Origin of the sequence: Candidatus Endomicrobium procryptotermitis, assembly GCA_031279415.1 — a bacterium.
In the GTDB taxonomy this organism is placed as follows: Bacteria; Elusimicrobiota; Endomicrobiia; order Endomicrobiales; family Endomicrobiaceae; genus Endomicrobium_B; species Endomicrobium_B procryptotermitis.
In genome coordinates, this window is the sequence record JAITIP010000037.1 from 79,624 (window position 1) to 96,842 (window position 17,219).

Annotated in this window: 8 protein-coding genes; 5 read left to right on the top strand and 3 right to left on the bottom strand. The window is 33.2% G+C overall.

Annotated elements, in window-relative coordinates; genetic code table 11:
* Window positions 1–255 precede the first annotated feature (255 nt).
* The 5 genes from LBD46_07405 (at window position 256) to LBD46_07425 (ending at window position 12,042) form a co-directional block, all read left to right on the top strand.
* A complete protein-coding gene (locus LBD46_07405) occupies window positions 256–8,883 on the top strand; it encodes a hypothetical protein (GenBank protein MDR2426982.1) in 8,628 nt (2,875 codons plus the stop codon).
* Between the two features lie 87 nt (window positions 8,884–8,970).
* A complete protein-coding gene (ychF, locus tag LBD46_07410) occupies window positions 8,971–10,068 on the top strand; it encodes a redox-regulated ATPase YchF (GenBank protein MDR2426983.1) in 1,098 nt (365 codons plus the stop codon).
* Window positions 10,069–10,087: 19 nt separating this feature from the next.
* The gene (locus LBD46_07415; GenBank protein MDR2426984.1) at window positions 10,088–10,627 is read left to right on the top strand and encodes a nitroreductase family protein; all 540 of its coding nucleotides are present in this window, start codon (window positions 10,088–10,090) and stop codon (window positions 10,625–10,627) included.
* A gap of 3 nt (window positions 10,628–10,630) precedes the next feature.
* Window positions 10,631–11,125 (top strand): GNAT family N-acetyltransferase, encoded by a 495-nt coding sequence (locus tag LBD46_07420; GenBank protein ID MDR2426985.1) that lies wholly within the window; start codon window positions 10,631–10,633, stop codon window positions 11,123–11,125.
* A gap of 17 nt (window positions 11,126–11,142) precedes the next feature.
* On the top strand, window positions 11,143–12,042 hold the full coding sequence (locus LBD46_07425; GenBank protein MDR2426986.1) for a TerC/Alx family metal homeostasis membrane protein: 900 nt from the start codon (window positions 11,143–11,145) through the stop codon (window positions 12,040–12,042).
* A gap of 554 nt (window positions 12,043–12,596) precedes the next feature.
* Here the strand turns inward: LBD46_07425 and LBD46_07430 are convergent.
* The 3 genes from LBD46_07430 to LBD46_07440 all read right to left on the bottom strand — a co-directional run bounded on the left by LBD46_07430 (window position 12,597) and on the right by LBD46_07440 (window position 17,135).
* Window positions 12,597–13,538: a radical SAM protein gene (locus tag LBD46_07430; protein ID MDR2426987.1), complete on the bottom strand. Its 942-nt coding sequence runs from the start codon at window positions 13,536–13,538 to the stop codon at window positions 12,597–12,599.
* 74 nt (window positions 13,539–13,612) lie between these two features.
* The gene (locus LBD46_07435) at window positions 13,613–14,722 is read right to left on the bottom strand and encodes a glycosyltransferase (protein ID MDR2426988.1); all 1,110 of its coding nucleotides are present in this window, start codon (window positions 14,720–14,722) and stop codon (window positions 13,613–13,615) included.
* On the bottom strand, window positions 14,676–17,135 hold the full coding sequence (locus LBD46_07440; protein ID MDR2426989.1) for a glycosyltransferase: 2,460 nt from the start codon (window positions 17,133–17,135) through the stop codon (window positions 14,676–14,678). The genes LBD46_07435 and LBD46_07440 overlap by 47 nt, the downstream gene beginning before the upstream one ends.
* Window positions 17,136–17,219 lie beyond the last annotated feature (84 nt).

Here is a 17,219-nt window from a genome sequence, read left to right on the forward strand (position 1 = left end):
AAATACTTACAAAAAAGGCAATAATAAGTTATAATTATAATTAAATACACATTTTTGTATCGGTTGATTCGGTTGATGCAGTTAAACGAAATGCTTTTTTGGATAATTTGAATACTCAAAATCTCTCTCCTCTCATAAAAGATTCATCTGTGGACACGTTTTATTTTCTTTTTAATGCTTTTGTTTTCTTTCATATATAAATATCAAATTTAAGTCTCTCTATAAGTGAAAAATGTTTCTTCTTTTTGGAAAAATATGAGAAAGACTATTTTAATCAAAAAATTTTTAATAAAAACGACGGCTTTATTCGCAGCCGTAAGTCTTTTGCTCTGCGTTATACCTGCTGTGGAAGCAAAAGCGTCATACGTCGATAAGTTTTCAGTGCCATCGTATTCCGGAAAGATAACAGCTGCCGAATATTACGGCGGCAATGAAATAGTAATAAATATACAAGATCTGCATTGCCATGCACAGGCACAGAGAAATATAGCAAAGATAATCGGTTATTTAGATGAGAAGTATGGACTTGAAAACGTGTATCTTGAAGGCGCCTTCGGAGAAGTAGATACAACAGCGTTATATTTGCTAAAGAGAGATGATACAGGAAAAGGAATATTGGAAACGCTCATAGATTCTGGATATATGAGCGGAAGTGAATATTATGCCGCAGTCAACGGAAAAAATAATTTTATACGAGGGATAGAAAATAGGGAGTTGTATTTAGAGAATATCGGTTTGTACAATGAAATAATAGAGGCGATTTCCGAAGTTGAAAGCATATGCAAAGATATGGTCATAGAGATAAAAGGAGTGAAGACAGAATACTCAAATCCTGATATAAGAAATTATGAAAGATTGATAAAAAGATATGAGAAAAGAAAAATAAGTACAAAGAGGTATTATGGAAAGACAGCTGAAATTGCAGCGATAAATGGTATAAATTTGGATGATTATAAAAATATAAAAGATTACGTAGAATTGACTGCACTTTCTGAAAAGTTAAACGGCGAAAAAATATCGAAGCAATTTAAAAAGTTTGCCGAAGTATTGAAAGCAAAAATAGCTTACGGGCAGTATTTTTATTTATTGTCAAGAAGCAATAATTTTGTGAATTTGGAAGATATATCGGAAGAATTGAGCGATATATCGCAAAAGTACGGCATATTTGAAGAATATAAGTTTGAAGAATTGGAAAGATTTTTTGCGTATATGCAAAGAAGCAGAGAGTTTAATCCAGTATTATTTACTAAAGAAGAAGAGAAGTTGAGAGAAAAGATATATGAGGAGTTGGGAAGAACAAGATATGAAAGAGAAGTATCGTTTTTGCATGAATTTATTCCCAAAATAAAAGGCTATTTTACAGCTGAGATAACTGCGGAAGATTTGGCCGGTTTTAAAGAAGGATTTAAGAAATTCAGAGATATATGGAGATCATATTTTTCTGAGAACAAAGCAAAAAAATTGGACAAATATGCGCAGTTGCTGGAAAGGTATCATGAAAATAATTTAAGAAGAGACAAAATATTTGTTGACAGAGCAGGCTTACAAGATAATAAAGCCGCGAAAAATGCAAAGATCGGAAACGAAGCGTTAATAGATATAGAAAGGGCTGGAAAAAAGAATATAAAAGTAATCGTGACAGGAGGTTTTCACAGCGCTGGTTTGGAAAAAATGCTTAAAGAAAAGAAAATAACGCATCTGATAATAACGCCGAAAATAACTAAAGAAGTGCCATATGCGCATGAAATATATCTGGAAACGATAAAGAGCTACAAAGAGATAAAAAAGAACACGATAAACATACAGGCGTTTTCGCAGCTGAAAATAGATTTGGCATTGCCTAAGCTGATAGGCGTGGCATTATTTGTATTAAAAGAAGAAAGTGACGTACAGAAAGAAGAAGGTATAAAAAGATTTATAAAAGAAAATTTTCTGAAAGAAAGAAAAGAAGATGCTCAAAGAGGAGAAATATTGACTGAAAGCTTTAAGATAACGGAACAAGGTCGTAAATATATATTTGCGATAGAAGGCCGCAGCTATGAAGCCGTTATGGAAGAAGATGGAGTGAGGGTAATAGAAATTATGGAATCGAACGCTAAAAGAAAAATTTTAACTGCCGAAGATAATAGAAAATATATAAAAGAAGCAAAAAATTTGTTATTTATATTCAGAAATTTTATGAAAGATAAAACTGGCAAAGTTTATAAAGCTGCAGCTCTTGTAATAGGTCCTGTTGCCGAAGAGTTTGTTTTTAGAAGCCTGCCTTTTTTTATTCCTCTGTTTTTAATCGGATCTCCTTTGGCTTTACCTATATCTATTGCCGTGTCATTGATTTCGGGGTTGATATTTTTCCCTGCCTTTCACGAAATTATTGACAGATTATACTCAGATGGGATAGGTGATGTGAGAACTTTTAAACGTATGATCCCGGATTCTTTTAAATTAACGGCTTTATATCTTGCTCCGGCGATTCCTCTTGCTTTATTGGCCTCACCTGCAGCTGCCGCAGCTATAGCGCTTGCCTTTTCGGTAATTGCGCATATCGTAAATAATGTTGCCGTGTATTTCAGATGGCATAGAGGAATAATGTTGAGCATTTTTGCTAAAGATGCTGTTTCTCCTGATGACAGATATGGACAGAAGATAAAAAAAGCGGTTAAAGAGTTGAGATATCTTAAAAATAGAGAATTTAGAAATAATGGCAAAGACTGGCAGCTTAATGGTGAAATAAAAGCTGAGTATGAAACTATTTTGGCCGATTTAGAAAATGCCGTAATGTTAAACGGTGAAGAAAGATTGGGATTTGTATCGGAATACTTACAAAATTTACTTGCTTTAACCGTTTCAAAAATTAAAATGGACAATAATTTTTATCCTCAGTTTATGTCATTTTTATCGGACGCAGTTTCCGAAATCGGAACCGAAATACACATCGAAAATGGCATGACCATATCCGATAAATATTCCGAAGAAATGACAAAAGCCCTGATTATGCAGCTCGAACAATTTCTCGCAGAGTTTGATTACAGATATGATAAAGATAAACAAAATACGCTTGACGAAATACGTTCGCAATTATCGTCTTTAAACGGTTTATCAGATAATAATGAACTTTATCAACTCCTTAATAAAATATTTTTAGAGAGAAAAGTCGTTTCCGAAACGTTATTGCATGCTATAATAGCTCTTTCAATAGTCGTGAAAGACAATAAAGACGGTAAACCATTTTTTCAAAATATTTTTTCGTTGCTTAAACGAGAAATGGATGAGATAGCCCAATCTTATAAGATGAAAAGTCCCGATAATAGTATTAAAAAAAGAGTTCATTCCATTAGTACTTATGTGCATGGGGCCGCAGCCAAAGCTTATTCGGTAAGCGCAGAATGCGCTATGGCGCTGTTAACACATTTATATGATTTGGGGCTTTCCTACATAGGCAATTATGGCCTTACAGAAATGGCAAGAAATTATAGCAGCTACAGAGATTATGAAAAATTTTATAATGCCGTCGTAAAAGATAAAAATATCGACATTGATATTGTTTCATATATTACGGAAGCCGTAGATGCGCTGGATAAAATTTTGGTCACAGATAAAGAATTAAACACTTGGAAAGAAAGAATTACCGATGATATGCGAAATCTTTCAAAAACGGCAAATGAGTTTTTCTTTCCTCTTGTAGATATGTTGTCGGCAGAGATGATAGCCGTTTCTAACCGGATGCAGCTTGAAGGTGATGAACAATGGCGTTTGGCCGCTGCTGTCGTTATTACTCTGTTGACAAAGATTGTAGAAAAAACGAATAGTCCAACATCTCAGAAAACGACCGAAGGGTTAAATAAAATCATGAACAATATTAATTATGAAGAAGATTTATTTAAAAAAATTAAATCTTTTTTTCTGCTTGAGATATCTTTAAATGCCAACGAAGCAAGTCATGAATATTTATATAGAAAGATTTTGGAAATATCTAAAAAACAAGAAATTCCCAAAAGCGAAGTTTTAAAGCTTCTTGAGGAACTCGCAGTCGCTTTGTTTTACAGTTCAGGCAAAAATTTTGATGTTGAGAGAAATATATTTAAAGATTTTGGGGTGAACGCGGAAACCGTAACTCTTATTATCAATGCTTTGCAAAATAATAAAAAGCGTCCTCCTTCAAGATATAAGATACATCTTCCGACGCGTCCCGAATATTCATGGTCAAGAGAAGAAGACAACATTTCTTATTCTGAAGAACTTGTGGATTTATTGGTTAAATCTGCGGATATAATAGATACGGTAAGTTTTACGACATGGCTTGTTTCTTCTTCCGAAAAAGAAGGAAAAGAAACTGCATTGGCTGTAGTTGATAAAATGTTTGCCATAGCCGAAGATATTTCGGTAAATAAAGAAAAACGCATAGAAACGGCCGATATGATAGCAAATATAATGACGTACTGTTATTCTTATATGTCTGATTCGAGTGTACTAAGAATTAATTCGATATTTAATTCATTAGGAATGCCGGCTTATATTGTCCAGCCGGGCATTTACATAAGTCCGTTTAAATTGGAAGAATACGAAAAAAAGGAAGAAAAGAAAAGCCTAAGGCAGCGGGATTCAACTTCTCATAATGACAGATTTAACATTATATCACTGCTTTCACATCTTCCGGAAGGTATTGTTCCTCTGCAATCTATCAGACAAAAAAATCCGCTATATTTTTCTTCTAAAGGAAATACAGATGCTTCTGATAAGGATGTCGCAAAACTTATATCTGAATTCGAGAATTTTAAAGAAATTTTAAAATTTAACGCTCTGGCATTACAAAAAATGTCGACTATTAATGCTGACAGTTCAAAAAAAGATTTGTATGACGTGCTTCAAATAGTTGAGAAAATGATTGTCGGATTGGAAAAAATAAATCCTCATCATGGACGAGAATTGAGAGATGCTCTTACACGTATAAAAGAAACTATTGTCGTTAAAGAGAATATAACCTCTGATTTTATAAACAGTCAGTTGAAGCTGCGCAATTGGAATGAAAGGGAAATATACAAAATAGATAATATACATGTTCTCATAAACGCCGTACATCAGATCTCAATCAACGATTTTAAGCATAACATAAAGTCAAACGGTATTATATCGGATAAAATACGTGTTGTAAAAGCGTCGAGGCAGGATTATGCGATCGGCGGACATGATTTGTCAGATTTCGGAAAGATAAATAAAAATATAGCTGATTTGTTTATTAAGCTTGCCTCAAAAGAATTACACATAGATGATTTTATTTTTAAAGACGATATTCTTATATGGAGTACAAGATTATTTGCCCACAGTGTAGATATATTTTTTAATTTCGGCGAAACTGACAGAGGAATTGCAATACACTATCACGAAGGTGGAAGAAGTCTCCAGTATATGTTAAGAGTCGATTATTTTGCAGATGCTCTTAGAAAACTCGGTTTTAGAGTTGACGCCGATTTGAAGATAGATTCCCATCTTGCTGGAGCCTGTGGCTTAGAGGCGGTTTTAAATAAAGATTCGGGGTTAAACGATTCAAAGGATTTGGTATATATTGCGTATATGGCAATAATGCTTTTTAAGCATTCTACCAATCTTGATATTCAGCTCGAAGGAGTATACGACAAGCTTAATGAAGAGTCGTATAATATGGGAAAGAAAGAATTAATAAAAAAATTTATGTCTGACGAAATATGGTACGGCTACAATTATAATTCAAACGGCCGGACGGCTTTTGGATTTGACTATTTGTCTCCAGAATTAACTAATACTCCGGATAATCCAGGCTTTAAAGGTGTCAGAGAATATTTAAACAGGATTCTTGTTTATCTGAGACTTGATGAGATACCAGAATTAAAAGAATATTACATCAATCAAAATATACTGGATGAATATTTTAATAGACCTCTGGAAAGAGCTTATATACAGGGTAAAATAATTATAAACGAAAGAAACGAATTGATTCCAAATGAAAATTATAATGAATTCGAACCGTTTAAAAGCATTTTATTAACCAAAGAATTCATTCGAGGTGGAGATAATGATTCTGCTGAGCAATACGATATGCTTATGCAGGCAAGATTAATGAATTTAGCCGGCAAGATGAATTTTAATTACAAACAAACGGGATTGATAGGAAAGCTTGCAGTTGTAAATGGTTTCTATAAGGTTTCAGAAGGGTATCTGTCCTTGAAAGGATTGATGAGTCATCCTACTGGAAGAATGAAATATGCCGTTTCTGAAGTTATCAACTATGACGGAGAAAGAAAAAAACTTAACCATGCCGAGTTGGCTTCTTTTTTAGAAAAACATGGATATGGACCATTAGTTAGTGATGGCGAAAGCGAAGTAGTCGGTAGAAGAGAAAGGATAGGTTTTTCTCAGTCTATTATGGAGGAGAAAATTGTGCGTATTGAGAGTCCTGAAATTTTAGCTGTAGCAACGTCGATGGGAAATGGAACGTATGTATCTGGAGACATAACTTTTGAGAAAGAAAATGCCGAAAATAAAATACTTGTAGTGCCTTATACTACTCCAAATGATATAGAAGCAATAGAAAAAGTGAGAGCCGTCATAACTACCGGCGGTGGAGTTTTAAGCCATGCGGCGATTATCACCAGAGAATTCAGAAAGCCGTCCGTTACTTTAAATAAAGACGCTTTATTGTATAATGGAAAGCTTCACACGATTTACTACGAACTTTATGGAAAGCCATTGACTTTATCAAATGACGTAGAAGCGATAGAAGTAAAAGAAAGCCATGTGTCACTTTCTTCCGGAGACAAAGTGCTTGTAAATGGCGAAACAGGAAGCATTTTATTATTCAATGATGTTGACAATAAAATTTTGAATGAGATCCAAGAATATATTGACGAAAACAATGAGAAAGCTTTTAAAAAGTTTCTTTTAAAGTATGCGGATCATAAACATATAGGCCGTTTTGTAGAATATGTATATTTTCAGGTTATAGGAGATGTGAGACTCAATAATATAATGTTTACTCTAATTGATAGAGAAATGCCTAAAGTCATAAAAGATAAAGTAGGAGATCTCAACGCAACTTATGTACAGAAAAAACTAAATATGATTAGGGATTCTTTACTGAATTTAACACACTCTGGTGATACTGACATAAATATAGTTTATATAATGGTGGAAAACCTCGCAAATAAACTGAACTCAATAAAAACTACGGACAGCATAAAAGACATGTTCATATTGTCGATGAAATCTGAATTAAACCGGATGAGAAAGCAGATAAATAACAGATATCTTGAATATATGAAAGAAAAAATAAATTATGTTTCTGACTTTATTTCCAAAACCGATTTGTCCCCTCAGGATGTAAACGAAGCCGTTAAAATGCTTTCGCTTGCCAGTGTGTACAATTATTTTACTTTTCGCAGTGGACAAGATGAAGTACTTATTAAAACAGGATCGGAGCTGGCAAATCTTTTAAATGAAATGAGCAAAAAAGTTTCTTTTTATCAGAATGCCGAAAAAATATCTTTGGAAAATGAGGTACTTAATTTTGAACATATATTTGAAAAAGATGTGCATAAATTCGGTTCAAAAACCACGGAGCTTGCTTCTATTACCAGAGGATTGGAAAACGAAAAAGGGGTTTCCGTTCCCAAAGGCGTCGGAATAAGTAAAAACGTATTTGAAATATATTTTGAACTTGCGGATAGGAGCGAGCGATATAAAGAGCTTAAACGTTTATTTGAAAGTTCAATAATAAATAAAGATGACACTGCTGCAAAAACTGCCGCTATGTCGATTAAGTCATTGATAGACGAGATAAGAGTGGATAAAACGGCCTTGGAAAAAATAGACAAAGACATAAAAATGAAGATTGACGGTATGCTTGATAAAAATAAAAAGTATTCGGTGCGGACTTCTGGAATCGGAGAAGATGGAGAAAGTATGGCTTTTGCCGGAATGGGAGAAACAAACCTGAACGTTTCTTATGAATTTATATTTAAAAACGTGGAAGAGTGTTGGAAATCTTTTTATTCCGACAGAAGCATTAAATATATGATAGAAAACGCTGTGATTGTGAATCCTGCTGTTATTATTCAGGAAATGGCAGATGTAAAAAAAGCGGGCGTGGCTTTCAGCAGGGACAAATACGGCAATACTATTATAGAAATAGTTTACGGACTTGGAGAGGGACTTGTATCCGGAAGAATAACACCCGATAGTATAACAGTTGATAATAACAGCAGGGAAGTTATAGAATATTCCGTTGTAGATAAACATTATATGATAACTCCTCTGAAAAGCGGAGAAGGTACCGAATTGGCACAAGTTTCCAAAGGAGTTAAAGCCAGAGCTTTAAATGCGGGAGAAATAAAATTGCTCACTGATATAATTATGCGTCTTGAAAAAAGCGCGGGATATCCTGTAGATATAGAATTTGCTTTAGGAACCGACGGACAGCTTTATATTTTGCAAAGAAGAGCAATAACAGATTTCAAGACGTCCACAGTCGTAAATACGGATAAAGAAATAGCACTCATAAGCGCAAGCGGGAACTCAGAGCATTCTGTCTGTATTGGACATCCATCTTTAGAAGATATTTCCGTAGAGGTATATTATTCGAAAGTTTCAGAAAATACGCTTGTATTAAGCGTGGATGAAAAATATAAAGATCTTTGTAGAAATCAGGATTTCCTTTTAACTTTGTCGGAAAGGATAGGCAATGATCCGGTCATAAGAAAAAGAATAAATTCTTTGACGGGTTCCAAATGGGAAATAGCCGAAGGCATTTCTCCAGACATAGACCTTTCATATCACGATTTTTCGGATGAAGTCGCCACTGCGAAAAATAAACTTTTGGTTTTACCCATTAAAGATTTATTGTCTGCCGCATAGACAGATGCTTATTTCTTCGGCGCGTAAAATATTTTTGCGCGCTTTTTGCTATAATAAAACAAATACAAATTATATGAAAGAGGAAATATGAAACTTGGCATTGTCGGACTTCCCAATGTAGGTAAATCGACTTTATTTAATGCAATTACGAAAGCGGGCGCAGAAACGGCAAATTATCCATTCTGCACTATAGATCCGAATATAGGCGTTGTTGCTGTCCCCGATGAAAGATTGGACTTTCTCGAAAAACTTTACAAATCCAAAAAAAAAGTACCTGCGGCAGTCGAATTTGTGGATATTGCAGGTCTTGTGAAAGGCGCTTCAAAAGGGGAAGGATTGGGCAATCAGTTTTTGGCTCATATAAGAGAGACCGCAGCCATTGTGCATGTCGTAAGATGTTTTGAAAGTGGAGACATTACGCATGTCATGGGTGGAGTGGACCCTTTAAGGGATATTGACATTATTGATACCGAACTTATTCTTGCTGATATGGAAGCCGTAACAAAAAAACTCGAAAGACTTGAAAAAGGCATTAGGCTTAATGATAAAAAAATATTGGCTGAAAGAGAACTTGCCGTAAAAGTAAAAGCTCATCTCGAAGCGGGAAACCCTGCAAGAACTTTGGAACTTTCCGAGGATGAAAAAATAATTTTAAGAGATTTTTTTCTTATAACGCAAAAGCCTGTTTTGTATGCGTGTAATGTTTCTGAAAACGATCTTCCGCAAATGCGTAATCGTGGAGTTGAAAGTGTTGGAGAAAAAGCCGAAAAAGAACAGTCTCAGTCCATACCAATATGTGCAAAAATAGAAGCGGAACTCTCGGAGTTATCCGATAGTGATCAGAAAGCTTTTTTAAAAGATTTGGGGCTTGAAGAACCCGGACTCAAGCGTTTGGTAAAAGCAGGATATTTTCTTTTGGGGCTTACCACATTTTTGACAGCAGGTGAGGACGAAACACGTGCTTGGACTATAAAAAAAGGGTTTCTTGCGCCGCAGGCCGCCGGAGTCATACATACGGATTTTGAAAGAGGTTTTATCAGAGCTGAAGTTATGAGTTATGATGATTTATACAGACTTGGCAGCGAAAAAGCCGTAAAAGACGCCGGCCTTTTGAGAAGCGAAGGCAAAGATTATATTGTCAAAGACGGCGATATTATAGAATTTAGGTTTAACGTTACAAAATAAATTTATGCGGAGTAATTAAATGAAAAGTTTAGATGAAATAATTAAAAACCGCAAAAGTGTAAGAAAATATCTGAATAAACCCGTAGAAAAAGAAAAAATTATGCAAATGCTTGAAGCAGCACGACTTGCACCTTCAGCTTGCAATGCGCAGCCATGGAAATTTGTCGTCGTGGCAAATGCTGAGTTAAAAGAGGATATTTTTAATGAGGGATTAAACAATCTTATTGTTACGAACAAATGGGCGGATTCCGCTCCCGTAATAATAGTTGTGTGCAGCCAAACAAAATTTATCGTGCACAATGTCGCCGAAAAAATTCAGGATGTCAACTACCATCTTATAGATTTGGGGATAGCCTGTGAACATCTTGTATTGAAAGCCGAAGAACTTGGTTTGGGAACATGCTATATCGGATGGTTCAGAGGTAAAGAAATTAAGAAAATTTTAAATCTGCCATTTTCTTATAAAATCGAATGCCTGATTACTTTAGGCTATGGCGACGAACCCGTTCAAAAAGAAGCTGTCAGAAAATCTTTAGAAGAAATAGCGGAGTTTAAATAAAGAATGGAAATCATACCTGTAGAAACTCAGGAATTGATAGATATAACCGAAAAAATAGCTTACGAAATATGGCGTGAACATTATGCCTCGATTATTACCGATGAACAGATAGAGTATATGCTTGAAAATTTTCAGTCTGCCGAGGTTATTGCGAAACAAATATCGATGCAAAATTATAAATATTTTCTTATGAAAAGTCAGGAAGGTTCTTTTGAGGGATATTTTGCCATAGCTGCGGACAAAGAGCATATTTTTTTAAGTAAAATTTACGTACGCAAAAGCAGAAGAGGAAAAGGTTACGGGAAAAAAGCCGTTTTCTTTATAAAAGATTTTGCTGAGGAAAATAATTTTAAAAGCATCTTTCTTACCGTTAACAAAAATAATATAAATTCAATCGAAACCTATAAAAAAATCGGATTTTATATAGAGGAAGAAATAAAGCAGGATATAGGAAACGGTTTTTTTATGGACGATTATAAAATGCGGCTTGTGGTATAAAGGATCATCATTTGATTATGTGGATACTTTTCTGGGTTGTTGTCTCTGCGGCTTTGTTTGCGGATCTTGTAGTTTTAAACAGACATAGCGGAAACGTAAGCATGAAAGAAGCTGCCGTCATGGTATGCGCTTGGGTCGGGCTGGCTTTGTCTTTCGGTGTGGTTGTTTATTTTGCATTTACCCCGGAGAAAGCTTTAGAATATATTACAAGCTATATAATCGAATACTCACTTTCTGTGGATAATATGTTCGTGTTTCTTATGATTTTTTCTTATTTTTCCGTGCCAAAACATCATCAGCCGAAAGTTTTAATATACGGAATCATGGGTGCAGTTTTGCTGAGATTTTTATTTGTTTTTATAGGTGTGCAGCTTATAAATCTTTTCAGCTGGGTAATATATGTTTTTGGGACGATTCTAATCTTGACCTCGGTAAAAATGATTGTAAAAAAAGATGAAGACATTGATCCGTCAAAAAATATAGCGTATAAAATTTTGAAAAAAATATATCCTTTCAAAACAGATCACAGTACGAACAAATTTTTTTTAAAAGAAAACGGAGTTTTATACGCCACGCCTATGCTTGCTTCTGTGGCGGTAGTTGAGATGAGCGACATAATATTTGCCATAGATTCCATTCCGGCTGTTTTGTCAATATCGAGGGACACTTTTATAATATATACTTCAAATATTTTTGCAATTATAGGATTGAGATCTTTATATTTTTTGCTTTCAAATCTTGCCTCGCAGTTTAAATTTTTACAATATGGAGTTGCGGTCATATTGTTTTTTGTCGGTATTAAAATGGTAATTTCTCATTTTTGGCATATACCTACGCCTTTATCTCTTGCTGTAATTGTAATCATACTGGCCGCATCTATAATTATTTCAAAAATATTTGATAAAAGACCTTTATAAGTTTTGTTTTTTCCTGTTTATCCAGAGTATCATTATAAATTCCAAACTTGAAATTACAGATAGAATCCGTAGAGAATGTCTGTCTAAGAAAAAGGGTTTATCATTGTTGTGAAAAAGATGAGTTGAAATGGCAGTATACAGCGTTTTTTCCAAAAGATGCAAATATTGACAATATATCTGAAAATCAAAATCAGCAAATAGAGCATTAGCTTAACAGCAGAGCAAGAAAAAGTATTGGCTTCAAAACTCCTCATGAGGTTTTTAATTCTGCTGTATTACCAACTTGATTCCGACTGAAGCAAAAGAATTTTATGGGTAGCTAAAAAGGTTAAAGTTGGGAAAAGTTTGGCGATGACAACGATAAAAAGTATGACAGATTGAAATAGAGACATAAGAAGCAGGATGCGGCCAATCAAAGCCCCTCTTTTACAACTTTCCATAGTCTAAGCTACAATGGCTGCTATTTTGCCAAGCCTTCAAACAACTGTTGCTGCACAGTTGTCTGTCTCCCATATTGTCATATTATTTTTATAAATAGATTGGCATTCAATTTTTTATTTTTTCGTATCATCATTAACAGTCCATTCTAAAATTTCTTTCTTTGAAGTTTTCCATGGATGGTTGAAAGAACGTTTTTGTATATTGCAGTATTTGCAAAAAGGTATGGGTTTAGCCAAAAAGTCTAATATTTCATCGATTTTATTGACTTTATATATATCTATGCCGTCCCTTTCGCTTGAAGGAACATTGGTGTTGAAATATTTATTAAAATGTTCAATATTCGGCGCTATAGAACAAGTGTATATTTTTCCTTTTTTAAGCATGATACAATTGTTTGCATGAAAACAGTATGCAAAATTTTCGGCACAGTTTCCTTTGCCTTCTAAATCCAAAGGTATATGATATGATGTTTTTGTTTTCTCCACGGTGCATCCGTATGGAATGAAATTAACATGGTATTTGTCTGCGGTATTTTCTATTCTTTCTATATTTATATCAATAGGATATACTGTGTTTTCTATTTGTATATTGTTTTCTTTACATTCAATCCAAAATTTATCTGGTTGATGATTAAGTAAAATACCATTTGTCACCAGCACTATTGAAGTTTTTGGGAAATAGTTTCTTGTCATTTTAAAAAAATCAGATACATTCGGGTGTAAAAGTGGTTCCCCTCCCATAAGAGCTATTCTGTTTACTTTACTTTCAGTCAACTCTGAAATTCTTTTTATGTCTTTTTCAAAGTCTTCAATTTTTAAATATCCGCCTTCTGCCAACGGAGAAAAATGATCACAGCCCCAGCATTTGAGATTGCATTCATCAACTAAATGTACTAAAAAACTCTTCAGATATGGCAGTGGTATTATTTTATGTATGATATTTATTATTTCTTTTTTATATCTTTGTTCTTGTTCTGCCGACTTTGAGTTTATCCATTGCTTTTGCTCTTTACATTCATCTTTTATTAAATTTATTTGATTGTTAAAAAATGCCATAAGCTTTTCTTTCAATTCTAAGATTTCATTCTTTAATATATAGTTTTCATATTTAACATCTTTGCATTCCTTGGTTAATCTGACAATTTCTTTTTTACATCCATCGTCTGATACTTAAATTGTATTTTAATGCCTAAGATTCGAAAAATTTTTTTAGAATCTTTACTGTCAATTGAAAATATTTTTCTGATAAAGTTTCTTATTTTTTTCATTCTGCAAAAATTAATATAGCCTTTTATATCCTTATTAATTAAAAATATAAAATAAGGTTTATTGTAATTTTTTAAGAATTCATCTTTATATTTACACTTATGAAATTCTTCAATAAAACAGTTTACATAGGATTGTTGAGAATCGTTTGTGAATTCTTTTATTTTTATAATTTGATGGAAAGTGTCATCATAACGCCAGATTACTCTATTAAATGCTTCAAGATAGTTACTTATTGTTTTTGTATTTATTGAATTTATAAAATTCACAACAATTTTATTTGCTAAAACAATACTTTTAGCCCTTTTAACAGAAAAAATGCTGAGCTGATTTTCTACATTCCTTCTATAGTAGTAATATGTATCGACTACGGGAATAATTTTTTTTGCTGCAAAGGATGTTCGCGCTGTGAAAGGAATATCTTCAGCCCTCAAAATCGTTTTGTCAAAATAATCACCGTCGCCAAATACACTTTTTAACAAATCGCGTCTGTATATAGAATTCCAAACGATTACAGAATGTTCGTTTACGCCGAGATATTTATTTTCAAAAAATCTGCGTTTAAATAAAGGAACTATATATGCGTCAACATATCTATTGCCAAAACACTCTTTATATGGCGCACGTGCGATATCAGCGCTGGCGGCATTTGCGGCGCTATATAATGTCTCAAGAAAGTTCAAGTCAACCCAATCGTCTCCATCAATAAAACTGATATATTCTCCTGCTGCTTTTTTTAATCCGCTGTTTCTTGCCGAAGGAAGTCCGTAGTTTTGCGTGTTAATTATTTTAATACGGCTGTCTTTAGATGCATACTGCTCTAAAATCATAGGAGAATTATCGGTAGAACCATCATTGACGCATATAATTTCAATATCTTTTAGAGTTTGATTTGTTATGCTATCTAAACAATGTGCTAAATATTTTTCAATATTGTAAATTGGAATAATTACCGACACTTTGCATGCATGCATTGTTAACCCTTATACGCGTGATACTATTATTTTGCTTATTAAACTCTAATAAATATTCAAATTCTTCTTCGGAAACAATTAAACATTTTCCATTATTTTTTAGAACTCTGCATAATTCCATATAAAAGAAATCTTCATATTTTACTTCATTATTAATATCGACAAAAATAAAATCGTATGTATTTTCTGGTTTTGTAATATTGTAATCAAAACGTTGATAGAAATGATGATTTGAATATATTTTTTGTCTAACGTTGTATACTTGTCTTGTATCGGTGGTATAAATATCTATAATATTTTTGTTATGCTCGATTTCGCAAAGCCATTGAGACGGATTATCGGTAAGTAAAGCAATTCGATTACATAAAGAATTCAACAGATTAACTAAATTTTCTTTATTTCTAAATTGGAACTCATATCTCTTTGTTTCAAGAGAATTAATAAAAGACTTGACTCTGCTTGCTACATTTTTAGGCTTTATAGAATACATACAAACAGGTTCATTGAAGCCGCGCGGGCATCTTTGCTGCCAGTGTTTTAACAGATGCGAACATGCATTTCTACAAGCGGTTGATTCAATATTGATATTCTCACAATATCCAAAAATATCGGAAGAAGTAGGTCCAAACATAATGCATGATTTGCCGCCTAAAGCATTTTTTAAGTGTACCAGCCCTCCTTCAGAATCAATATGCAATAAAGAATATTTCAATAAAACATTAAGTTCATCAAAAGAAGTTTTTGAAAGCAAGTTAATATCTACCCCTTCAATTAAACCGTAATCGTTATTTGCTCCAAGCTGCACAAGTTTTATATCGGGATATTTTTTCTTTAGTGATTTAGCCAATTTATTATAATATTCAAGTGGCCACATTTTTATATGTCCGTTTTCAAATATGCTATCGACTGCGCGTGATAGGGTTATATATTGTTTTAATTTATATTTTTCTAATACTGCAAAGGCGTCTAAATCCCATGAAATATAAGGTTTGGTATTTGTATCGTAAGAGAAAATATCATGTATATCGAAATGCCCTCTTCTGTTTTTCCCAAATAAGGCGGCAAAATTTGCAATAATAGAATAATTCATATTAGAGAGAGATTTTACTATTTTTACGGTTTCATCAATATACCCAGCCAAAAGAGGTGCTTTGGCTTTTATTTTAGTGTTATTATATTTTTTGACTATATAAAGTCTGTCATTAAGCAAAACTAAGTCATATTTTTTATAATTTGGTTTCTGGATATAAGGTGCTGTCATATCAAAAAGTGGATTTCTAGCAAATGCTGCATAACTGCGTGTAAAATAATCAATAGTTATATTTGGAATTTGTTTTTTTACTTCGCTCCAAAAAGCCGTTTCCATTAAACAGTCGCCGAATCCCTGATTATTTAAAATGGCAATCCTTATTGTGGAATCAAACTGCATTTTTTTAAAAAACTTAAACTGAATACCAAATAGGGTGAATACAATATGATAATCGGAATTCGACTTGACCGATAAAATCGTTTCAAAAAAAACATTAATAATGAATCGTCTGAACTTTCTATAAAAAACTGTATTGACATACTTACGATCAATTATTAATCGTATTTTAATCAGTTTGAAAAAAAATTGCCATATGCGTATGCTGGACAATTTAGGAATAAATTCTTTTACAAATCTGTCAAATGTGAGATAGTGCAGTTTCCATAAATCGTGTTGCTTTGAGGTTTGTAGATTATAAGTCAGTCCTTCCAAAAGATGCAAAATTTTTTCATTCGTCCATTCTATACTCTTATATCCGTTTCTATATCTGTAAACCACGTCTTTGATTGCATAAAACTCTTTAGCTTTTATCATTGTGTTTATAAAAAAAGGAGGGTCTTGAAAACGTTTTAAATCAGGGAAAAAAATATTATTTCTAATAAGAAAATCTCTATTATAAATAAACCTGTGATATCCGTAATCAAATTGATAATCGGAATATTGTATTTTTTCATTTTTTGTAAAAGTGTATTTAACGTAATTATTATGATAGACGTAATTTATATTGCCGTGTTTATCTATAGTACTGAAAGAACCTCCGCAGATTTGTACGTCATTTTTAACGGCATTATCATATAGTTTTTCCAAGATTGTATTCTCGGGATAGAAATCATCGGGGTCCATAAAAATGACAAATTCTCCTACGGACATTTTTATTCCGTTATTTCGCGCAGCTCCCGCGCCTTTGTTTTTCTGTGTAAATAATTTTATTCTTTTATCTTTTTCGGCATATATTTTTATTAAAACGAGTGTGTTGTCCATTGAGCCGTCGTCAATACAAATGATTTCTATATCCTTCAAAGATTGTCTTAAAATGCTGTCAAGACATTCGGATAAATATTCTTCCATATTATATATGGGAATTATAACGGAAACTTTTATCATATTCCATTTTCCTTTCTTGGTATAGTTTAAAAATCTATTATTGTTAAAACCTTAATACTCAAAAATTCTTAATAGTGTCCATAA